The sequence below is a fragment of the Stenotrophomonas sp. DDT-1 genome, assembly GCF_001580555.1.
Lineage (GTDB): Bacteria > Pseudomonadota > Gammaproteobacteria > Xanthomonadales > Xanthomonadaceae > Stenotrophomonas > Stenotrophomonas sepilia.
The window spans coordinates 1-19,603 of record NZ_LEKR01000005.1 but is presented as its reverse complement, the minus strand read 5'-3'; the positions used below and the strand labels follow the sequence as shown (position 1 = coordinate 19,603).

The following is a 19,603-nucleotide window of genomic DNA, read 5'->3' as shown; positions in this document are numbered from 1 at the left end:
AGGGGCCTACGGCATCCGGTAGTGCCCGATGATCGCGTGCTGGAACAGCAGGTTCTCTTCACGCGTGCCGCGTGCGATGTTGTGCAGCACCAGCGGTGTGCCATTGGCCAGCCTCCGGTCGGAGACGATGCCGACATGCAGCAGACCGTTGCCGTTGAGCTTCCAGGCCACGATGTCACCGGCCGCATAGTCGGTGGCGAGGGCGGTGACCGGTTGCTGCCAGCCCTGCCGTTCGAACCAGCGCATCAGGTTCGGCACACGTCGATGATCAATGTTGCGGTCCGGCCGTGACAGGCCCCAGATCGCGGGATACGCGCTGAAGTTGCCGCGGATGTCTTCATGCACGCGCGCCTGCAGGTCCAGGCCCTGGCTGCGCAAGGCGCGCACCACCACGTCGGTGCACACGCCGCGATCAAGCGGGACGTCGCCGCCAGGATAGGACAGGACCTGGTAGGCGGGATCGTAACGGGTGGTGACGCCGATCTGCGCGCGCGCTGCAGCCACCAGTGGCGGCGAAGGCGCCTGTGGCTGCGATGGCGTGGCCGCGGCATTTCCGCCGCCGGTGGGAGCCGGGGCCGAAGCAGGCTGGCAGCCGCTGGCCAGGGCCAGCGTCAGCAGCAGCACCCTCCATGGTGCCCAGCCGCGTCGCGTCATGCCTGCGGCGGGGGACTGCTGTTGCCGGGGCCCGCAGAGCCACCACCACCACCACCTCGACGGCGACGACGGCGCGGGCCGCGATTGCCCGGGGTGGCGGCCGGAGCGTTACCGCCGCCCTGTTCCTTGCCCTGCACCGCAGCGGCGGGGCGCTCGTGCGCCGGTCGCGCCGGCGGGCGGGCGTGGGGTACGGGTGCCGGTACATCGCGGCCCGGCACCTGCACCACGCGCAGCTCGTCGGTATCGAGCTGGATCGCGGTCAGCTTGCCGCCCCAGACTGCGCCGGTGTCGATGGCGTGCACGCCCTGGGTGATGGTCAGGCCCAGCGCCGACCAGTGGCCGCAGACGATCTTGAGGTCGCGCTCGACCCGGCCCGGTACTTCGAACCAGGGGTAGAGTCCCTGTTCCTGCGTGCCGGGGGTGCCCTTGTCCTCGATGCCGATGCGCCCGCGCGGGGTGCAGTAGCGCATGCGGGTGAGCACGTTGATGATCGCGCGCGAACGGTCGTAGCCGGACAGGTTCGGCGCCCAGCTTGGCTTGTCGCCGTACATGTTGCGGAACAGCTTGCGGTAGCCGGCGCCGTGCAGCTGCACCTCGACTTCGGCAGCGTGCTTCTCTGCCATCTGCGTGGTCCACTTCGGCGCCAGGCCGGCGTGCACCATCATCCAGCCCAGCTCGCGATCCACATGCACCAGCTTCTGCAGGCGCAGCCAGTCCAGCAGTTCGTCGCGGTCCTCGGCCTGCACGATGCGCAGCAGGTCTGGGTTGACCTTGCGCTGCTCCTCTTCGGTGCGTGCACCGACGGCCAGCAGCGAAAGATCATGGTTGCCCAGCACCACCACGCTGTGCTCGCGAAGCGAATGCACCAGCCGCAGCGTTTCCAGCGACTGGCCGCCACGGTTGACCAGGTCGCCGCAGAACCACAGGGTGTCCTGGGCCGGGTCGAAGCGGATCTTCTCCAGCAACCGCTGGGTAACGTCGTAGCAGCCCTGCAGGTCGCCGATCGCCCACACACTCATCGTTCGGCCTCCGTGTCAGTGCAGGGTACGCGGCACGGCCAGCACGAACGGTGCGACCGGCGCGGCAAATTCGGTGCCATCGTCGGCGACCATGTCGTAGTGCCCCTGCATCGTCCCGTGATCGGTCCCCAGCATGACACCGGACGTGTAACGGAAGTCTTCACCGGGGCGCAGCCGCGGCTGCTCGCCGATCACCCCGTCGCCATCGACATGCTCGACACGGCCATTGGCATCGGTGATGCGCCAGTGGCGTGCGACCAGGCGTGCGGCGACCCGCCCCTGGTTGTGGATGCGGATCGTGTAGGCGAACGCAAAGCGACCGTCTTCGGGCGCGGATTGATCGTCGAGGAAGCGCGGCGCGACTTCGACGGAGATGGCATATACGTCAGCGTCTTCCATACCGGCAGTGTAATCAGGAGGCATTGGCCAAAGCGATGAATTCGGCCACGTCCAGCTGTTCGGCGCGGGCATCGGGACGCACGCCGGCAGCGATGAACTGCTCGGCGGACACCACATTGTTCAGGGCATTGCGCAGGGTCTTGCGGCGCTGCCCGAAGGCGGCCTTGACCACCTCGGCGAAGCGCGTGTGGTCGTTGATGCTGATCGAGGCCGGGTCACGCGGCACCAGCCGCACCACGGCCGAATCGACCTTCGGCGGCGGCCGGAACGCGCCCGGCGGCACCACGAACAGGGAGGTCACCTGGCAGTAGGCCTGCAGCATCACGCTGAGGCGGCCATACACCTTGCTCCCGGGGCCAGCCGCCATGCGGTCGACCACTTCCTTCTGCAGCATGAAGTGCATGTCGCGGATCACCGCGGCATGCTCCAGCGCATGGAACAGGATCGGCGAGGAGATGTTGTAGGGCAGGTTGCCGACCAGGCGGATCGGCTGGCCGTCGGCCAGTTCGGTGAAGTCCACGCGCAGCACGTCGCGGTGGACGATGGTCAGCTCGCCCAGCGGCTCGGCGGCGGCGGTCAGCGGCGCGATCAGGTCGCGGTCGAACTCGATCACCGTCAGCTTCGGGTGCACGCGCAGCAGCGGCAGGGTGATCGCGCCCTGGCCGGGTCCGATCTCGACCAGGCGGTCACCATCTTTCGGGTTGACCGCCATCACGATCTTGTCGATGTAGTGGCGATCGGCCAGGAAATGCTGGCCAAGCTGCTTCTTGGCCGGTGCGGTGAACACCGGGCCGGAGGGGGAATGCGGGGAATTCATGCGCTCAGTGTACGTTGCCGCGCCAGCTGCGCACACAGCGTCGTTGCCGCCTGCAGGCTGGAAGGATCGGCGATGCCGCGGCCGGCCAGGTCCAGCGCGGTGCCATGGTCGACCGCCACGCGCGGGTAGGGCAGGCCCAGGGTCAGGTTCACCGCCTGCTCGAAGCCGGAATACTTCAGCACCGGCAGGCCCTGGTCGTGGTACATCGCCAGCACGGTGTCGAAACCGGCCAGCTTGGCCGGCAGGAAGGCGGTGTCGGCCGGCAGCGGGCCGACCAGGTCCATGCCCTCCGCACGCAGGCGCTGCAGCAGCGGGATGACCAGGTCCAGTTCTTCGCGGCCCAGGTGGCCGTCTTCGCCGGCATGCGGGTTCAGCCCGAGCACCGCGATGCGCGGCGCAGGCAGGCCGAACTCGCGGCGCAGCGCGGCATGCACCGTGCGCAGGGTGTGTTCCAGGCTGGGCGCGGTGATCGCATCGGCCACCTCGCGCAGCGGCAGGTGGGTGGTGGCCAGCGCCACGCGGACAATGTGATTGGCCAGCATCATCACCACCTTCACTCCGGCCTGGTCGGCCAGCAGTTCAGTGGTACCACTGTAGGCAATGCCGCCTTCGTTGATGACCGCCTTGTGTACCGGGCCGGTCACCACACCGTGCAGCTCACCGGACAGGCAGGCCTGGCCGGCGCCGAGCAGGGCACCGATGACCGCGCTGGCATTGGCCGGATCGGCCTGGCCGAAGTGGCTGGGCGCCGCGTTGCGGACGGCGCGCAGGCGCAGATCGCCCGAAGCGCGTGCTTCGGCGTCCTCGGGCAGCAGTTGCAGGGGCAGGTTCAGCGCGGCCGCGGCCGCGCGCAGGGTGTCCGGGTCGGCGAAGGCCAGCAGCCGGCAATCTTCACGCGGCTGCTGGACGAGGCGGACACACAGCTCCGGGCCGATCCCGGCGGGCTCGCCCGGTACCAGAGCGAGCTCGGGGCGCATCGGTCAGGACTGCGGCGGAGTGGCGGTGTTTTCCGCGCGGTCGCCGCTGCGGAAACTGACGTAGGCTTCGCCACGCAGTTCCTGCAGGAAGCGGTTGTACTCGTCTTCCAGCTTGCGACGGCCGATGGTCTCGCGGACCTGGGCACGCTGGTTGTCGGTGGTCACGTCGGTCTGGCGGGTCGCCACGCGCTGCACGATGTGCCAACCGGCGTCGGTGCGGAACGGCTGGCTGACGCCACCATCCTGCAGGCCACTCACCTGCTGGCCGAAGGCCGGACCGAACGCGTCAGCCGGGAACCAGCCGAGATCACCGCCCTGGCCCTTGCTGTTGTTGTCCTCGGAGGACTCCCTGGCAACGGTCTGGAAGTCGGCGCCGCCAGCAATGCGGGCGCGCAGGGTATCGATCTTGGCCTTGGCAGCAGCATCGGTCTGGTTGTCGTCCACGCGGACCAGGATGTGGCGGCCGTGGTACTCGGTGACCGTCTGCTCACCGGCGGCGGAACTGCTGTCACGCACTTCCACCAGCTTCAGCAGCTGGAAGCCGCTCGGGCCGCGGATCGGGCCGACCACCTCGCCCGGCTTCATCTTTTCCATCAACTGGGCAAAGGCCTGCGGGATTTCATCCAGGCTGCGCCAGCCCAGATCGCCGCCTTCCAGTGCGTTCGGGCTGTCCGAATAGCGCACGGCCGCCGCGTTGAAGTCCAGCTCGCCCTTGTCCAGCAGGGCCTTCACGCCATCGGCCTTCTTCTGGCCGGTGGCGATCTGGTCGGCGTTGGCACCGTCAGGCAGGGCGATCAGGATGTGCGCCAGGTGGTACTGGTTGCCTACCGTGGCCTGCTGCTTCAGCGCGGCGTCGACTTCACCCTCGCTGACGCTGATGCGGCTCTGCGCGAAGCTCTGGCGCAGGCGCTGCACGGTGATCTCGTCACGCACCGACGCGCGGAAATCGTTGAAATCGATACCGTCATGGGCCAGGCGCTGGCGCAGCGCGTCCAGGTTCGAACCGTTCTGCTGGGCGATGGCGTTCATCGCCTGGTTCAGCTCCTGGTCGCTGACACGGATGCCGCTGCCCTGGGCGCGGGCCACCTGCAGCTTGACCAGCACCAGGCGTTCGAGCACCTGGCGGCTGAGCACGTCTTCCGGCGGCAGCTGGTTTTCACGGCCAGCGTACTGCGCCTTGATGTTGGCGATCGCACGCTGGAGCTCGCTCTGCAGGATCACGTCCTCGTCGACGACAGCAGCGATGCGGTCAAGCGGCTGCGCCTCCTGGGCAAGCACCTGCAGGGGGGCGGACACGCTGGACACCGCCAGCAGCGAGGCGAGAAGAACGGGGAAGCGCTTGGTCATGGGATCAGGTTCGGATCGTAGTCATCCCGGGTCGCCCCGGTGTTGCTCGGCGGCACGAGATAGAGGTCGTCGCGGTTGTAGCCGAGGATAGCACGGCGCAGGGTACGGTCCGTGTCCTGCCCCAGGGAGCTCAGGCCCTTGAGCACGAACTCCACCTGGATGGAGTTGTTCATCTCGCCTTCGCGGTTGCGGACGTAACGGCGGGCGACCGCACGCACGGCCAGGCAGCAGCTGTCCCACTGGACACCGCCGATGATTTCCAGCGGCTCCTTGTCTTCCAGCGAGTAGTAGTAGCGGCCGACCAGGCTCCAGCGGGGGTTCAGCGGGTACAGGAACGACAGGTCGGCCTGCTTCAGCAGGTCGGTGCCGTCCGGGTTGATGCGGTGGCGGTATGTCAGGTTGACCACGCCATCGTTGGGCATCAGGTAACGGGCGCGGACGCTGGCCAGGTCCTCACGCTTGTACTTGGGGTCCCACTGATAGGTCGCGCTCAGGGTCCAGCGGTCGTTGACCATGTAGTTGGCATCGGCGATCCAGGCCGACTTGCCCTTTTCCACCGGCGGGCCACCCGGCACGGCGGTCACCCGCGACTCGTCGAAGTACTGGATCTGGCCGATGGCAGCCGAGAAGCGTTCCTTGCCGGTGGTCTGGTCGATGAAGCGGGTGCCCAGTGCCAGGGTCAGCTGGTTGGCATCGTTCTGGCGGTCGGCGCCGGTATAGCGCGAGTCGCGGAACAGCTGGCCCCAGCTGAAGGTGAAGTCACGGGTATCGAAGATCGGCAGCTCATCCTGGTTGCGGTACGGCGTGCGCAGGTAGAACAGGCGCGGTTCCAGTGTCTGCAGGAAGGACTTGCCGCGGATGCTGGTCTCGCGGTCGAAGAACAGGCCGGCGTCGATGCTGCCGATCGGCAGGCTGCGGCTGGGCGACGTGTTGCCCCGAAGCTGTTCCGGCGTGGCCGTGGTCGGGTCGATGCCCTGCGAGCGCAGGATCTGGGCCTGGATGCCTCTCACACCATCCACCAGGCCACGGTCCAGCTGATAGGCGGTGTAGCGGTAGGCCAGGGTCGGGGTCACATACCAGGCCGCACCACTGATCGGGAACGATACGTAGGGCTTCACATCCAGCCGCGAACCGCCACTGACACCGACGCCGTCGGTCCATCGGTACCCGTTGCGCGTGTACTGCAGATCCTCACCGGCGCTGGCGTCGTACTTGAAGTTGACGTCGTCGTGGGTGAAGCGCACGGCCTCGGCGTAGATGCCGGTTTCCAGCCACGGCAGGACCGGCTTGTCCCAGTTGAGGTACAGGCGCGGCTGGCGGTTGTACGGCAGCGCGCTTTCATTGAGCGTGTAGTCGGTCAGCTGCCAGCGGTCGGCCATGATGCCGGCCGTCCAGTTCCTGCCGGTGCCGTACAGGCCTACGGTGCTCTGCAGGTTCGAGGCAGTCACCCCGACCAGGCGGTTGGCGAAGTCCTCGACATAGCGCTCGTCGCTGACCCAGGCCAGGTTGGCGCGGGCCTGCCAGTGGCTGTCCACGTTGTGGTAACCGCTGAACATCACCCGGCCGCGGTCGCGGTCGCGCAGCTTGTCGTTGGGCATGAACGCGGTCAGCAGTTCACCGCGGCCGCCGTTGTAGAGATAGCGGAACTCGTTGTCGAGCATCAGGCCGCGCCGGCTCATGTAGCGCGGGGTCAACGTGTCGTCGTAGTTCGGCGCCAGGTTGAAGTAGATCGGCTGTGCGTAGTCGAATCCGTTGCGCCCGGACATGCCCAGCTGCGGGAACAGCAGGCCGGTCTTGCGGCGGTCATCGATCGGGAACTTGAAGTACGGCGCCCACAGCACCGGCACCTTGCCGATCCGCAGCACGGCGTTGCGGGCGGTGCCGAAGCCCTCGTCGTTGTCCACTTCGATCTGCGGCGCCGACAGCTTCCACACCGGCTGTGACGGGTCGCAGGTGGTGTAGGTGGAGCGGTGCATCTGGCCGACCGCGCCCTGCAGGTCGACCGACTCGGCATCGCCGTTGCCGCGGCGCGACACCAGCTGGTACTTGATGTCGGTGATCTTGTGGGTGTCGCTTTCCTGGTTGCCCTCGGCGCGCTTGGCGACCATGCGGATCGAGGAGTCCTGGTAGCGGACATTGCCGTCGGCGATGTAGTTGCCGCTCTCGGTATCGAAGCTGAGCTTGTCGGTGCCGACGAACTGGTCGCCGCGGCGCAGGGCCACGTTGCCTTCGTACTGCGGCACGGTGGTCGTGCCCAGCAGCTGGTCACCCTCGATGTCGGTCGGCTGCTGCTCGCGCGCAGCGCTGGCGGCGGCCTTGTCCTGCCCCGGGACCGGGGTGGGGGCATCGGTGAACGCGGGAATCACGTCGGTAGCCGGGCACAGGCCCCAGTTGAGCGGCTTTTCATCGGCCATTGCCGGCAGGCAGATGGCGATGCTCAGAGGCAGGGGAAGCAGGCGGAGGGCTCGGCGCACGCGGTTCGGATTCGGGCGAAAACGGACGGTAGCTTGCCCCATCCCTTGCATAGGGGCAATGAAGGACGCCGGAGCCTGCCGGCTCGGGTTCATCCGGAGACGCTGCCGGGAGGGGGCAGCAGCAGGGCCCGGACATGGGCCACGCTGCACTCGGCAAGGGCCTGCAGGTCATAGCCGCCTTCCAGCATCGAGACCACCCGGCCGGCCGCATGGCGGCGCGCCAGCGCATGAAGTTCCCGGGTGATCCAGGCGAAATCGTCGGTTTCCAGCATCAGGTCGGCCTGCGGGTCACGCAGGTGGGCGTCGAAGCCGGCCGAGATCAGCAGCAGCTGCGGACGGAAGTCGTCGATGGCCGGCAGCATCTCGTCGGCCCACACGTTGCGGAAGCGGAAACCGCCACTGCCCGGGGGCAGCAGGATGTTCATCAGGTTGCCGGCACCGCGGTCGCGGCGCAGGCCGGAATTGGGGAACAGGCCGGCCTGGTGGGTGCTGTAGTACGAGACCCGGGCGTCGTGCTGGAAGATGTCCTGGGTGCCGTTGCCATGGTGGACATCGAAATCGACCACCGCGATCCGCTCCAGCCCATGGCGGTCGCGGGCATGGGCCGCGGCAATGGCAATGTTGTTGAGCAGGCAGAAGCCCATCGCGGTGCTGCTGGTGGCGTGGTGGCCCGGGGGCCGCACCGCGCAGAAGGCCAGCGGGTCCTCGCCCAGCATCACCGCATCGACCGCGGCCACCCCGGCGCCGGCGGCGTGCACGGCGGCACTGGCCGAGCCCGGCGAGGTCCAGGTATCCATGTCCAGCTGGCGCAGCGGCGCGGTCTGCGGCTGCAGCACGAAGTCGAGCAGGGCACTGTCGTGGACCCGGGTCAGTTCGCCGAACTTGGCCGGCGGCGCCTCGCGCCAGTCCAGCTGGCCGGGGAACGCGGTGTGCAGGGCATCGAGTACCTGCTGCAGGCGTTGCGGGCACTCCGGATGGCCGGGGCCGGGATCATGCAGCAGGCAGGACGGATGGGTGAAGACCAGCATCGTGCCGACTCAGCGCTGGCGCTGCTGTGGCTGCCACAGCGCTTCGCCATGGCCGTCGGCGCGGGCCAGTACGCGGGCCAGCACGAACAACAGGTCCGACAGCCGGTTGAGGTACTGCAACGCCTCGCTGCGCACGGCTTCGTGGCGGGCCAGGGTGACCGTCTCGCGCTCGGCGCGGCGGACGATGGTGCGGGCCAGGTGGCAGCGTGCGGCGGCCTCGCCACCGGCCGGCAGGATGAACTCCTTCAACATCGGCAGGTTGGCGTTGTAGTGGTCCAGCTGCTGTTCCAGTGCCGAGACATCGGCGGCGTGGATAGCGGCGTGGCCGGGGATGCACAGCTCGGCACCCAGGTCGAACAGCTGGTGCTGCAGATGCACCACCAGCGCGCGGACATCCTCGGGCAGCGCGGTGGCAAGCAGCAGGCCGAGCGCAGCGTTGGCTTCATCGACGGTGCCGTAGGACGCCACCCGGGCGTCGTCCTTGGCGACGCGCTGGCCGTCGCCGAGGCCGGTACTGCCGTCGTCGCCGGTGCGGGTATAGATGCGCGAGAGGCGATGACCCATGGCGCGGCTCAGTGCCGGATGTCGCGGCGGGCCTGCTGGAGCTTCAGTACCTGCTCCACGGCCAGCTGCAATGCCGCCGCCAGCGCCACGTAGATCGCGGTGGTGCGCAGGTAGGGGCCGAACCATTGTGCGTAGTTCTGCGCCCAGCCGGCCAGCGTCGGCTCGGCCACGTTGCGGGTGGTCCAGTAGAAACCGCTCTGCGCCAGCAGGTGGCAGACCGCCACCGAGGCCACCAGCAGCAGCGTACCCTTGGCCAGCACCGGCCAGCGTGCGCCCTGGTAGTTGCGGCCCAGCAGCATGCCGCCGGCCCACAGCGAGAAGTATGCCGGCAGCAGCAGCCAGTAACCCGGCGACACGCAGTAGTGCTGCCAGAAATCCAGGCCGCTGCTGCGGATCACGATCCAGTCCACCAGCACGGCGAACACCATCAACAGCGGAAACGCCCAGCGTGTCCACGTGGCCAGGTAGAAGCCACCGATGAAGAACACCGCCCAGGAGGCATCGGGGATCGCCGCGAAGTGGTTAACCCGGGTCGCCGCCAGCAACAGCACGAGGACGGACAGGACGAAGGCGCGGTTGGCGGTGGCGGACATGGCAGCGGGCCCGGAGCGGATTCAGGTTTCATTCTAGCCCGCCGCGCCGGTTGGCGCAGGTCGGGTGATGTTGGGTGTTCGGGCAGGGCGAGCGCGTATCATGAACACCATGAGTGAACGACATGACGTGCTGATCGTCGGTGGTGGCCTGGTCGGTGCCAGCCTGGCCATCGCCCTGGACCGCCTGGGCCTCGATGTGGGCCTGCTCGAGGCCAGCCCGGCCGGCGAGCTGCCGGCGGTGTTCGACCAGCGCAACCTCAGTTTTGCCGCTGCCACGGTCAATGCGCTGACCGCGCTGGGGGTCATGCAGAAGCTGGCGATGGCGCCGGGCCCGATCCGCCGCATCCACGTCAGCCGCGCCGGCGATTTCGGCCGGGTGCAGCTGGAGGCTTCCGACTACGACCGGCCGTGGTTCGGCCAGGTGGTGGTGGCGCGGGACTTCGGCCAGGCGCTGGAAGCGCGCCTGCAGGAGCTGCCGCGGCTGCGGCGATACCGGCCGATGCGTTTCCTGGGCCTGGGCGAGGTGGTCGACGGCTACCGCCAGGTGCGGGTGGCCGACGAGACCGGCGAGCGCGTGCTGCTGGCCCGGCTGGTGGTAGGGGCCGATGGCACGACCAGTGGCGTGCGCGGCGCGCTCGGCATCGAGGTCGACCGCCATGATTTCCAGCAGACCCTGTACGTGGCCCGCGTGCGCAGCCAGCGCGCGCCGGACGGCACCGCCTGGGAGCGCTTCACCGATACCGGCCCGACCGCCCTGCTGCCGCGTGGTGATCGCCACTTCGGCACCGTGCACGGTGTGGCGCGCGACCAGGCCGATGCGGTGATGGCGCTGGACGATGCGGCTTGGCTGCAACGCCTGCAGAACGCGATCGGCTGGCGCGCAGGCCGCCTGCTCGAATCCGGCCCGCGCAGTGCGTATCCGCTCATCCAGGTGCTGGCGCGCGCGCTGGCCGGAGAGCGCGCGGTGCTGCTCGGCAATGCCGCGCAGACCATCCATCCGCTGGGTGCGCAGGGCTTCAACCTGGGCCTGCGCGATGCGCTGACCCTGGCCGAACTGCTGGAGGATGCGCATGAGGATGCCGGCAGCGATGCACTGCTTCAGGCCTATGTCGCGCGCCGCGAAGAGGACCGCCGGCAGACGGTGGCGTTCTCCGGCGGGCTGGCGCGCCTGACCAGCAACCCGGCGCCGCTGATGCGGCCGCTGCGCAGCCTCGGCCTGGTGGCCGCGCAGCGCGCCTCGGTGCAATCGATGCTGGTCGGTGGTGCGATGGGCTTCCGCGGCGAGGTGCCGCGGCTGTGCCGTGGAGAAGCGGCATGAGCCGGCGCGCGCGTCTTGATGTGGCCATCATCGGCGGTGGCGTGGTCGGTGCCGCGTGTGCGCTGGCGCTGGCTGATGCCGGCCTGTCGGTGGCGCTGGTGGACGGTCGCGAACCGGCGCCGTGGCAGGCCGCACAGCCGGACCTGCGCGTGTTCGCCTTCGCTGCCGACAACGTACAGCTGCTGAACCGCCTGGGCGTGTGGCCGGCGATCGCGCAGGCCCGTGCATGGCCCTACCGGCGCATGCAGGTGTGGGACGCTGCCGGTGGCGAGGATCTGCTGTTCGACGCCGATCGCTTCGGCCGTCGCGAACTGGGCTACATCGTCGAGAACGGGCTGCTGCAGGACCGCCTGTGGTCGGCGCTGCCGGCGGCGGGTGTGCAGCTGCACTGCCCGGCACGCGTGGACGCGCTGGAGCAGGACGAGGACGGCGTGCGCCTGCGCCTGGATGACGGGCGCCGCCTGGAAGCGGCGTTGGCGGTGGCCGCCGACGGTGCCGAATCGACCCTGCGCCAGCTGGCCGGGATCGAGGTTGAAAAGCATGACTACCACCAGCGCGGCGTGGTGGCCTACGTGGACAGCGATCTTCCCAATCAGGCCACGGCCTGGCAGCGCTTTCTGCCAAGCGGGCCGCTGGCGTTGTTGCCGGTGGCCGAACGCCGCAGCTCGATCGTCTGGACCCTGCCCGAGGACGAGGCGGCGCGTGTTCTGGCGCTGGACGAGGACAGCTTCAACCGCGAACTGACCCGCGCCTTCGCGGCACGCCTGGGTGAGCTGCGGCTGGCCTCACCGCGTGCGGCATTCCCGCTGCGCCGCCAGCTGGCCCGTCACTACGTGGCCGGTCGTGTGCTGGCGTTGGGTGACGCGGCGCATGTGGTGCATCCGCTGGCCGGGCAGGGCGTGAACCTGGGGCTGCGTGATGTCGCCGCCCTGCAGCAGTGGCTGGCACCCTCGGCAGAGCGACGCGGCCAACCGCGGCTGTCGCCGCAGCGCCTGCAGCGCTGGGCACGCGAACGGCGGAGCGACAACCACGTCGCCGCCTACAGCTTCGATGCGATCAACCGCCTGTTTTCCAACGACGAGATGCACCTGACCCTGGCCCGGGGCCGTGCGCTGGGCTGCGTCGGCCGATGGCCGCCGCTGGTGCAGGCGTTCTGGAAGCGCGCCGCCGGCGTCTGAAGCAAAAAGGGGACGGAGGGGATTAAGTCGTTTGTGCACATACGACTTAATCCCCTCCGTCCCCTTTTTCAGTCCACCAGCCAGCCGGCCAGGTCGGTGCGGTCCAGCTTGCCGCGGTGCCTGCGGTCCAGCGAATTGAATTCGTCGGCCAGCGCCGGATTGGCCTGTGCTTCCTCGCGGCTGATGAAACCGTCGCCATTCACGTCGAGGTCGCTGAAGCGGATGCGGTACTGGCCAACCACGCTGCTGGGTTCCAGCGAGCGCACGGTCACCTGTGCCTCGCCGGCCGGCTGCGGAATATCGACACTGCCGCTGACCCGGCCGGCATCCAGCGGCTGCTGACGGATGGCGCCGCCGGTCGGGCCCAGCGGCTGGCTCTGCGCAGGGGTGGACGGGCCATGCTGGGCCATCGCCGGTACCGAAGCCAGCAGGGTGGCCACCAGCACGGCGGAACGGGGAAGGTTCATGACAGGCTCCTTGCCAGAGGGTACCGGGAGCGTACTCCCGGCAACCTGTGCCGCCGATGACGGATCAGCGCAGGGGCGAGGCCAGCACGGTGATCTCTTCACGATCATGATAGAGCTGCTTGGCGCGCACCTCCAGCGGCTTGCCGGCCTGGTCCTGGAACAGGTCCAGGCACAGCCGGGTCTCGTCCCAGCGCTTCTTCATCGGCAGCTTCAGATTGAAGATCGCATGCCTGCACCAGCCTTCGCGGAACCAGGTGGCCATGCGTTCGGCGACGCGGCGCGGTTGCTCGACCATGTCGCAGACCATCCAGTCCAGCGGCTGCTCCGGATGCCAATGGAAGCCATCGGCGCGCAGGTGCTCGACCAGGCCGGTGTCCAGCACGTGCTGGCGCAGTGGGCCATTGTCGATGCTCAGCACGTGCATGTGCTGCCGGGTCAGTACCCAGGTCCAGCCACCTGGGGCGGCGCCAAGGTCGGCCGCGCGCATGCCGGGCTTGGCCAGCGTCTCGCGTTCTTCCGGCGTCAGCAGGGTCAGCAGCGCTTCGTCCAGCTTCAGCGCCGAACGCGAAGGCGCTTCGGGCAGCAGCTTCAGGCGCGGAATGCCCAGTGCCCACGGCGCGCTGTCGGCCGGGTCGGCCACGCAGACGAAGGCGTGGGTACCGTTGACGAACACCACATGCAGGCGCGGCAGGCGGGTGTTCGGCTTGTCGCTGAGCTTGCCGGCCTTGCGCAGCGCCGGGCGCAGCGCGTTGCCGAAGGCACGCGCCAGCCCGGACAACGGCTTGCCAGCGTCGGAATCGGGATGCTCCACCCACAGGTCGCCGAAGCGCGGCGCATCGGTCAGCACCTCCAGCATCGGCGTGATGCGGTCGGCCGGATCCAGCTGTGGCAGCTCGGCCAGCACCACCAGCTTCTGCCGCGCGAAGATCAGTTCGCGCCAGCGCAGGCGCGGTGCCAGCGCCGCGGCCTCGTCGCACATGAAAAGCACATAGCCGTCATTGCGCTGGGTACGCGCATAACCGGCGAAACCGGCTTCGCCGGCACGGAACTGCAGTTCGCCGGCCAGCTCGGGCTCGAAACCCTGCCGGCACAGGCACAGCAGGCCGATGCCGGTTTCAGTAACGGGCGCCATCGCTTTCCCCATAGGCACGCAGCACGCTGCGCGCGGCGTCGCGGTTCAGGCCCTGCACCACTTCGATGCCACGCTTGTTGAGCTCGCCGACCCAGTCGGCCGGCAGCGGGCCTTCGTCGAAGGGCGTCAGTTCCTCGACATCGGCTGCACTGGCACCGATCAGCAGGCGGTCGATGCCGGCCCACACGGTGGCGCCGTAGCACTGGCAGCACGGCTGCGAGCTGGTGGCCAGGGTGACCGGCGACAGCACCGCGTTCAGGCGCGGGGTCTGCAGGCGTTGCTGGGCCAGCATGTAGGCCATGTTCTCGGCATGCGCCAGCGAAGTGGCGTGCGGCATCACCCGGTTCACGCCGGCGGCGATCACCTTGTCATCCGGGCCGAACACCACGGCGCCGAACGGGCCGCCACTGGCGTGCTCGACGTTCAACCGCGACAGCTCGATCGCCAGCGCGACCTTGGCCTCATCGCCCGGATATCGACGATCCAGGTCGATCTGGTCGTGGATCCAGGCGGGAAGGGTCAGGTGGACTTGCGCGTACAGCATCGCGGGGGTGCCTCGTAGGGATGGAAGAAAATGCGGTTGGTAGGGAAACCGGCGCGCAGTGTAGCCGCACCGGCCTGTATCGGGTGTGGCGGTGGGTCAGCCGGGCGAGCCGGTGCGGATCACCACGTACTGCTTGCGGAACTCCAGCCCGGCTTGCGGCCAGCTGGCGGCATACGCGCGCAGCAATGGCAGGGCGGCGGCGAAGTCGTGGCCATTGACCCGGCAATCGGCCTCGCACAGGCCATCGGCATCGCGCGAGGCGAACAGGCGGATGGCCAGGAACGGGCGCGCCTTCAGCAGCTCGTCGAAGGCGTCCATGCTCCTGGTGAACAGGCAGCAGGGGCAGGAGCCATGATCGTCTTCGCTGCGGGGGCCGGTGTCCATCTCATGCTCGCGGTAATGCGCCAGTGGACCGAGCACCACGGTGCGTTCGAGTTCCTGGCCGTCAGCGCCGGCCGGATAGGTCAGGCCCATCATCGGCAGCCCCTGCGCGTCTTTGGCGCCGATCGCGGTCTGCAGGGTCACCAGGTCCACCCGGGCCCAGGCCTGGAAACCGGCCAGCAGCGATGCCTGTTCATCGGTACCGTTGGCGTGCTGGTACTCGAACAGGCCGTCAGCGAACAGCAGCGGATGCTGGCTTTCGATGACGGTGGAGGTCTGCCAACCACCGTTGTCGCGCGCGTGTGCGGCCATCGCATGCGGGGTCAGGCGCAGTCCGCTGTCCAGCAGCAGCGCGTTGCCGTCGATGCGGCTGGCGACGCTGGCGTCCTGCAGCGCCTGCTGCAGCAGTGGGAGGAGGGCGGTGGACGTCGTGGTCATGTCGGGCCTGTGGATGGATCGGGTGGAGCATCCAGGCCGGGCCTGGTGCTAGCGGTCGAGCGCGTCAAGTTCGGCGCGATACCGCTGCGCGTCGGACTGCTGCTGCGGGTCGTTGCCGTGGTCGCGCAGCCAGCTTTCGAGTTCGCGGCGATAGTCCGCGCGGAACTCGGCATTGCCCGGGCTGAAGTGCAGCTTGCGCGCCGCTACCTCCACGCGCTCGCGCGCACTGGCCTGGGCCTGGGCAATGCCGTGGGGTGATTCGTTGGTGAGGATGACGAAGTTGCGCGGGAAACCCGGCGTGTACTTGACCACGAACGGCTGGTCGCGCGCCGGGATGCGGATGGCGTTTTCCAGCGGCCACAGCGAGGCGGTGTTGGTGTGGAACACCACTTCCACATCGCGGCCCTCGGCGGTACGCAGCACCCCTTCGTAGCGCCAGATGTACTGTTCGTTGAGCGTCGAGCTGGTTCGCTCGGCCTTGACGATCACCGCTTCACCACGCTCGCCCACCACGTTGAGGAAGGCGGCATTGAGGAAGTGGCCGAGGAACATGTTGAGCATCGCCAGCGGGAACACCACGATGGCGTAGCCCGGAAAGCGCCGCCACCACGAGACCAGCCCGGCCAGCACCATTGCCGAAAAGAACGTCAGCAGCGGATGCTGCGAGATGAACCAGAGCAGGGCGGACAGGGCGGTGATCATCGTCGCGGTCGTGCGGGCGCCATCCCGGCGCCCGCGCAGGTCCTCAGGCCGACCAGGTGTCGCGCAGGGTCACGCTGCGGTTGAACACCGGCTTGGCTTCGGTGTGGTCGCGGCGATCGGCAACGAAATAGCCGGTGCGCTCGAACTGGAACGACTGTTCCGGAGCGGCGCTGGCTGCGGCCGGCTCGACATAGCCGGTGACAGTACGGCGCGATTCCGGGTTCAGGTAGTCGCGGTAGGTCTTGCCTTCCGATTCGTCGTCCGGGTTCGGCACCGAGAACAGGCGGTCGTACAGGCGGATCTCGGCCGGCACGCCGTGCACGGCGCTGACCCAGTGGATGGTGCCCTTGACCTTGCGGTTGGCGCCTTCCATGCCCGGACGCGATTCCGGATCGAGCCAGCCGCGCAGTTCGGTGATGGTGCCGTCGGCATCCTTGATCACTTCGTCGCAGCGGATGATGCCGGCGCCGCGCAGGCGCACTTCGCCCCCCGGCACCAGGCGCTTCCAGCCCTTCGGCGGCACTTCAGCGAAGTCCTCGCGATCGATCCACAGTTCGCGGGCGAACGGCACTTCGCGGCTGCCGAAGCTCTCGTCCTTCGGGTGGTTGCTGAAGGTCAGCAGTTCTTCGTGGCCTTCCGGAAGGTTGGTCAGCACCAGCTTGACCGGGTCGACCACGGCCATGCGGCGTGGCGCGGCGCTGTCGAGGTCCTCGCGCAGTGCGCCTTCCAGCACGCTGAAGTCGATCAGCGAATTCTGCTTGCTGATGCCCACGCGCTCGGCGAACAGGCGCATCGCGGCCGGGGTGTAGCCACGGCGGCGCAGGCCCTGCAGGGTCGGCATGCGCGGGTCTTCCCAGCCGTCCACCAGCTGTTCGGTGACCAGCGCCATCAGCTTGCGCTTGCTCATCACCGTGTAGTTGATGTTCAGGCGCGAGAACTCGATCTGCCGCGGCTTGGCCGCTTCGCGTGGCAGCCCGGCATCGACCAGCGGCTGGGTCAGCGCGTCGTCATGGGCGAAATCGACGTTGTCCACGCACCAGTCGTACAGCGGGCGGTGGTCTTCGAATTCCAGCGTGCACAGCGAGTGGGTGATGCCCTCGATCGAATCACCCAGCGCATGGGCGAAGTCGTACATCGGGTAGATCGGCCACGCGTTGCCGGTGTTCTGGTGCTCGACGTGCTTGATGCGGTACAGCGCAGGATCGCGCAGGTTGATGTTGCCGCTGGCCATGTCGATCTTCGCGCGCAGGGTGCGCGCGCCATCCGGGAACTCACCGGCGCGCATGCGGCGGAACAGGTCGAGGTTTTCCTCGACGCTGCGGTCGCGCCATGGCGACGGACGGCCCGGCTCGGTCAGGGTGCCGCGGTAGGCGCGCACTTCCTCGGCCGACAGGTCGCAGACATAGGCCTTGCCCTGTTCGATCAGCTTCTCGGCGGCCAGGTAATAGGCCTGGAAGTAGTCCGAAGCATGGCGCAGCTCGTTCCACTCAAAGCCCAGCCAGCGCACGTCGTCCTGGATCGCGGCCACGTATTCCGGATCTTCCTTGGCCGGGTTGGTGTCGTCGAAGCGCAGGTTGCAGACGCCGCTGAACTCGCCGGCGATGCCGAAGTTCAGGCAGATCGACTTGGCATGACCGATGTGCAGGTAGCCGTTCGGCTCCGGCGGGAAGCGGGTCTTGATCGCCTGGTGCTTTCCGCTGGCCAGGTCCTCGCGCACGATCTGGCGGATGAAATCGCGCTTCTCGTGGCTGTCGGCGGGGGTCTCGGGGCTGGCGGGGGTGTGCTCGGACATGAGTCGGCGAAAAGAAAGGCAGAAAGACCAACAGTCTAGCGCGTACCGGGCAGAACTGCCGGGGTTGCCGGCCAGCGGCCGGCACTACCCGGCGTCTTCCGGTAGTGCCGGCCGCTGGCCGGCAACTCTCGGATCCCGCCCTCTCCACCATTCAGCCCCCAGGCGTATGCTGGACCCTTGTCCCGAGGAGCCGCCGCATGCACATCGTGTACAAGGCCGACAATCTGTTCGACGCCCATCTGGTCAAGCACGCGCTGGAAGACGCCGGTATCCCCGCGTTCGTGTTCGGAGAGCAGCTGCTGGGTGGGATGGGCGAGCTGCCGCTGTTTGGCGTGCTGCGGGTCGGCATCCCCGATGCGGCGCGGCCGCAGGCCGAGGGCATCGTGGCGGCGCTGGACTTGGGCCAGGCCCCGTCCGACCCCATTTCCGATGCAGACGACATTGCCGGCCTTCCGGCGTAGGAGCGCATCATGTTGGGAATTGGGCAGGGCATCCTCGGCATCGGCGCCTTCAAGCAGCGCCTGCCGCGCCCGGAAGAGGCGCTGCCGGGGCGTGACCAACCGCTGCCGCTGCACAGCAACCAGCACTTCGTGAACAGCCATCCGCTGAAGGACCGTTTCGCCGGCCTGCAGCAGATCCGCTTTGCGCTGGGCTGTTTCTGGGGCGCCGAGCGCAAGTTCTGGACCGAGCCGGGCGTGTACAGCACCTCGGTGGGCTATGCCGGTGGCATCACCCCGAACCCGACCTATGAAGAGGTCTGCTCGGGCCTGACCGGGCACACGGAAGTGGTGCAGGTGGTGTTCGACCCGGCGGTGGTGAGCCTGGAGCGGCTGCTGCAGCTGTTCTGGGAAAGCCACGACCCGACCCAGGGCATGCGTCAGGGCAACGACACCGGCACCCAGTACCGCTCGGCGATCCATGCCACCGACGAGGCCCAGTACAAGGCCGCGCTGGCCAGCCGTGAGGCCTACCAGGCGCAGCTGGCTGCGGCCGGCTACGGCCCGATCACCACCGAGATCGTGTACCCGGCACCGGCGTACTACTACGCCGAGGACTACCACCAGCAGTACCTGGCGAAGAATCCGAACGGCTACTGCGGTATCGGCGGCACCGGCGTGAGCTGCCCGATCGGGTTGGATGTGGAGGCGCCGCGCTGACGCGCGGTGGTCCGCCTGCTGCGGGCAGAAGCCAAAGCCAGAGCCAAAGCCAGAGCCAGAGCCAAAGCCAAAGCCAAAGCCAAAGCCAAAGCCAAAGCCAAAGCCAAAGCCAAAGCCAAAGCCAAAGCGGCTCTGGGTTGCTGATGGCTTGGCGGGGCGGGTACAGATGGCGGGACACGCCGTAAACCCGTCCCTGGGGGCTCGGCCACGGCATCCATGCCGTGGACGGTCCCGCCATCTGTACCCGTCCCGCCTCCGATCATTTCCCGGTGACGGTGGGCGAGAGCGTGGGTTACTGACGAACTGAAGAAAAACAAAAAGGACGCGGCGTTTGCCGCGTCCTTTTTGTTTGATCCTGCAGTGCTTTCTGTAGAGCGGAGCCATGCTCCGCTCCAAGCAAGCGAAGCGCGCGACCCGCTGTTGCTCTTCTTTCTTTCTTCCGTGGCGGGCGGCCGCAGGAAACTGTCAGAGGGCGGGCGGGTTGGGTTCGCGGGAGTGTCTGATCTGGCCCCCTGAAAACGGACGCCATGAAGCCGTTTCAGGCGGCAGCCCGGAGCTGCCGGGCGTAGTTGTTAGGCGAGTGGTAGCCCAGCGCCGAGTGTAGCCGGGCTGGATTGTAGAA

General features: G+C 68.1%; 19 protein-coding genes and 1 pseudogene. 4 read left to right on the top strand and 16 right to left on the bottom strand.

Translation table 11 applies throughout. From position 1 onward, the window contains the following. Positions 1–6: 6 nt before the first annotated feature. From AB839_RS03815 to AB839_RS03770, 10 genes and pseudogenes are all read right to left on the bottom strand, one after another. On the bottom strand, positions 7–654 hold the full coding sequence (locus AB839_RS03815) for a DUF1287 domain-containing protein (protein ID WP_061478352.1): 648 nt from the start codon (positions 652–654) through the stop codon (positions 7–9). After that, complete coding sequence (locus AB839_RS03810; RefSeq protein WP_061478351.1) at positions 651–1,673, bottom strand: symmetrical bis(5'-nucleosyl)-tetraphosphatase; 1,023 nt, start codon at positions 1,671–1,673, stop codon at positions 651–653. The genes AB839_RS03815 and AB839_RS03810 overlap by 4 nt, the downstream gene beginning before the upstream one ends. A gap of 15 nt (positions 1,674–1,688) precedes the next feature. Next, positions 1,689–2,072 (bottom strand): Co2+/Mg2+ efflux protein ApaG, encoded by a 384-nt coding sequence (apaG, locus tag AB839_RS03805; RefSeq protein ID WP_008268668.1) that lies wholly within the window; start codon positions 2,070–2,072, stop codon positions 1,689–1,691. Positions 2,073–2,085: 13 nt separating this feature from the next. Continuing rightward, a complete protein-coding gene (gene rsmA, locus AB839_RS03800) occupies positions 2,086–2,889 on the bottom strand; it encodes a 16S rRNA (adenine(1518)-N(6)/adenine(1519)-N(6))-dimethyltransferase RsmA (protein ID WP_061478350.1) in 804 nt (267 codons plus the stop codon). Then, positions 2,886–3,866, bottom strand: coding sequence for a 4-hydroxythreonine-4-phosphate dehydrogenase PdxA (pdxA, locus tag AB839_RS03795; RefSeq protein ID WP_061478349.1), 981 nt, complete (start codon positions 3,864–3,866; stop codon positions 2,886–2,888). The genes rsmA and pdxA overlap by 4 nt, the downstream gene beginning before the upstream one ends. Before the next feature lie 18 nt (positions 3,867–3,884). Continuing rightward, positions 3,885–5,213: pseudogene (locus AB839_RS03790) on the bottom strand (peptidylprolyl isomerase); the annotation flags it as partial. After that, positions 5,210–7,687 (bottom strand): LPS-assembly protein LptD, encoded by a 2,478-nt coding sequence (gene lptD, locus AB839_RS03785; protein ID WP_082783289.1) that lies wholly within the window; start codon positions 7,685–7,687, stop codon positions 5,210–5,212. The gene lptD and the pseudogene AB839_RS03790, both read right to left, overlap by 4 nt. An 89-nt stretch (positions 7,688–7,776) precedes the next feature. Further along, the gene (locus AB839_RS03780) at positions 7,777–8,715 is read right to left on the bottom strand and encodes a histone deacetylase family protein (RefSeq protein ID WP_061478347.1); all 939 of its coding nucleotides are present in this window, start codon (positions 8,713–8,715) and stop codon (positions 7,777–7,779) included. Positions 8,716–8,724: 9 nt separating this feature from the next. After that, positions 8,725–9,279 carry a cob(I)yrinic acid a,c-diamide adenosyltransferase gene (locus AB839_RS03775; RefSeq protein ID WP_061478346.1) on the bottom strand — a complete coding sequence of 185 codons (555 nt, stop codon included), beginning with the start codon at positions 9,277–9,279 and terminating at the stop codon, positions 8,725–8,727. A gap of 8 nt (positions 9,280–9,287) precedes the next feature. Continuing rightward, positions 9,288–9,872, bottom strand: a complete 585-nt coding sequence (locus AB839_RS03770; RefSeq protein ID WP_061478345.1) for a hypothetical protein — start codon at positions 9,870–9,872, stop codon at positions 9,288–9,290. 109 nt (positions 9,873–9,981) lie between these two features. Between AB839_RS03770 and ubiH the strand changes: the two genes are divergently transcribed. Both ubiH and AB839_RS03760 read left to right on the top strand, forming a co-directional pair. After that, entirely contained in the window at positions 9,982–11,190 is a 1,209-nt protein-coding gene (gene ubiH, locus AB839_RS03765) for a 2-octaprenyl-6-methoxyphenyl hydroxylase (RefSeq protein WP_061478344.1), read from the top strand. Further along, the gene (locus AB839_RS03760) at positions 11,187–12,368 is read left to right on the top strand and encodes a UbiH/UbiF family hydroxylase (protein ID WP_061478343.1); all 1,182 of its coding nucleotides are present in this window, start codon (positions 11,187–11,189) and stop codon (positions 12,366–12,368) included. The genes ubiH and AB839_RS03760 overlap by 4 nt, the downstream gene beginning before the upstream one ends. 68 nt (positions 12,369–12,436) lie before the next feature. On the opposite strand, the gene AB839_RS03755 is transcribed toward AB839_RS03760, so the two are convergent. The 6 genes from AB839_RS03755 to AB839_RS03730 all read right to left on the bottom strand — a co-directional run bounded on the left by AB839_RS03755 (position 12,437) and on the right by AB839_RS03730 (position 17,824). Further along, complete coding sequence (locus AB839_RS03755) at positions 12,437–12,835, bottom strand: hypothetical protein (protein WP_061478342.1); 399 nt, start codon at positions 12,833–12,835, stop codon at positions 12,437–12,439. A gap of 64 nt (positions 12,836–12,899) precedes the next feature. Further along, positions 12,900–13,967 carry a 23S rRNA (cytidine(2498)-2'-O)-methyltransferase RlmM gene (rlmM, locus tag AB839_RS03750; RefSeq protein WP_061478341.1) on the bottom strand — a complete coding sequence of 356 codons (1,068 nt, stop codon included), beginning with the start codon at positions 13,965–13,967 and terminating at the stop codon, positions 12,900–12,902. Beyond that, positions 13,951–14,511, bottom strand: coding sequence for a nucleoside deaminase (locus AB839_RS03745; RefSeq protein ID WP_005415358.1), 561 nt, complete (start codon positions 14,509–14,511; stop codon positions 13,951–13,953). Before AB839_RS03745 ends, rlmM begins: the two co-directional genes overlap by 17 nt. 96 nt (positions 14,512–14,607) lie before the next feature. Continuing rightward, positions 14,608–15,330 carry a DUF6348 family protein gene (locus AB839_RS03740; protein WP_061478340.1) on the bottom strand — a complete coding sequence of 241 codons (723 nt, stop codon included), beginning with the start codon at positions 15,328–15,330 and terminating at the stop codon, positions 14,608–14,610. 48 nt (positions 15,331–15,378) lie between these two features. Beyond that, positions 15,379–16,032 carry a hypothetical protein gene (locus AB839_RS03735; RefSeq protein ID WP_061478339.1) on the bottom strand — a complete coding sequence of 218 codons (654 nt, stop codon included), beginning with the start codon at positions 16,030–16,032 and terminating at the stop codon, positions 15,379–15,381. 43 nt (positions 16,033–16,075) lie between these two features. Further along, positions 16,076–17,824: a glutamine--tRNA ligase/YqeY domain fusion protein gene (locus AB839_RS03730; protein ID WP_061478338.1), complete on the bottom strand. Its 1,749-nt coding sequence runs from the start codon at positions 17,822–17,824 to the stop codon at positions 16,076–16,078. A gap of 197 nt (positions 17,825–18,021) precedes the next feature. On the opposite strand from AB839_RS03730, the gene AB839_RS03725 reads away from it, so the two are divergent. Both AB839_RS03725 and msrA read left to right on the top strand, forming a co-directional pair. Continuing rightward, positions 18,022–18,285: a DUF2007 domain-containing protein gene (locus AB839_RS03725; protein WP_061478337.1), complete on the top strand. Its 264-nt coding sequence runs from the start codon at positions 18,022–18,024 to the stop codon at positions 18,283–18,285. A 30-nt stretch (positions 18,286–18,315) separates the two neighbouring features. Then, positions 18,316–18,981 (top strand): peptide-methionine (S)-S-oxide reductase MsrA, encoded by a 666-nt coding sequence (gene msrA, locus AB839_RS03720; RefSeq protein WP_032953954.1) that lies wholly within the window; start codon positions 18,316–18,318, stop codon positions 18,979–18,981. Positions 18,982–19,603 lie beyond the last annotated feature (622 nt).

What these genes read in the sequence shown, in the direction of transcription:
- rsmA (WP_061478350.1), bottom strand. Translation starts at nt 2,889, where the DNA reads ATGAATTCCCCGCATTCCCCCTCCGGCCCGGTGTTCACCGCACCGGCC.
- AB839_RS03745 (WP_005415358.1), bottom strand. Translation starts at nt 14,511, where the DNA reads ATGCTGTACGCGCAAGTCCACCTGACCCTTCCCGCCTGGATCCACGAC.
- AB839_RS03740 (WP_061478340.1), bottom strand. Translation starts at nt 15,330, where the DNA reads ATGACCACGACGTCCACCGCCCTCCTCCCACTGCTGCAGCAGGCGCTG.
- ubiH (WP_061478344.1), top strand. Translation starts at nt 9,982, where the DNA reads ATGAGTGAACGACATGACGTGCTGATCGTCGGTGGTGGCCTGGTCGGT.
- AB839_RS03730 (WP_061478338.1), bottom strand. Translation starts at nt 17,824, where the DNA reads ATGTCCGAGCACACCCCCGCCAGCCCCGAGACCCCCGCCGACAGCCAC.
- apaG (WP_008268668.1), bottom strand. Translation starts at nt 2,072, where the DNA reads ATGGAAGACGCTGACGTATATGCCATCTCCGTCGAAGTCGCGCCGCGC.
- AB839_RS03780 (WP_061478347.1), bottom strand. Translation starts at nt 8,715, where the DNA reads ATGCTGGTCTTCACCCATCCGTCCTGCCTGCTGCATGATCCCGGCCCC.
- pdxA (WP_061478349.1), bottom strand. Translation starts at nt 3,866, where the DNA reads ATGCGCCCCGAGCTCGCTCTGGTACCGGGCGAGCCCGCCGGGATCGGC.
- AB839_RS03810 (WP_061478351.1), bottom strand. Translation starts at nt 1,673, where the DNA reads ATGAGTGTGTGGGCGATCGGCGACCTGCAGGGCTGCTACGACGTTACC.
- AB839_RS03770 (WP_061478345.1), bottom strand. Translation starts at nt 9,872, where the DNA reads ATGTCCGCCACCGCCAACCGCGCCTTCGTCCTGTCCGTCCTCGTGCTG.
- AB839_RS03815 (WP_061478352.1), bottom strand. Translation starts at nt 654, where the DNA reads ATGACGCGACGCGGCTGGGCACCATGGAGGGTGCTGCTGCTGACGCTG.
- AB839_RS03760 (WP_061478343.1), top strand. Translation starts at nt 11,187, where the DNA reads ATGAGCCGGCGCGCGCGTCTTGATGTGGCCATCATCGGCGGTGGCGTG.
- AB839_RS03725 (WP_061478337.1), top strand. Translation starts at nt 18,022, where the DNA reads ATGCACATCGTGTACAAGGCCGACAATCTGTTCGACGCCCATCTGGTC.
- AB839_RS03735 (WP_061478339.1), bottom strand. Translation starts at nt 16,032, where the DNA reads ATGATCACCGCCCTGTCCGCCCTGCTCTGGTTCATCTCGCAGCATCCG.
- AB839_RS03775 (WP_061478346.1), bottom strand. Translation starts at nt 9,279, where the DNA reads ATGGGTCATCGCCTCTCGCGCATCTATACCCGCACCGGCGACGACGGC.
- AB839_RS03755 (WP_061478342.1), bottom strand. Translation starts at nt 12,835, where the DNA reads ATGAACCTTCCCCGTTCCGCCGTGCTGGTGGCCACCCTGCTGGCTTCG.
- rlmM (WP_061478341.1), bottom strand. Translation starts at nt 13,967, where the DNA reads ATGGCGCCCGTTACTGAAACCGGCATCGGCCTGCTGTGCCTGTGCCGG.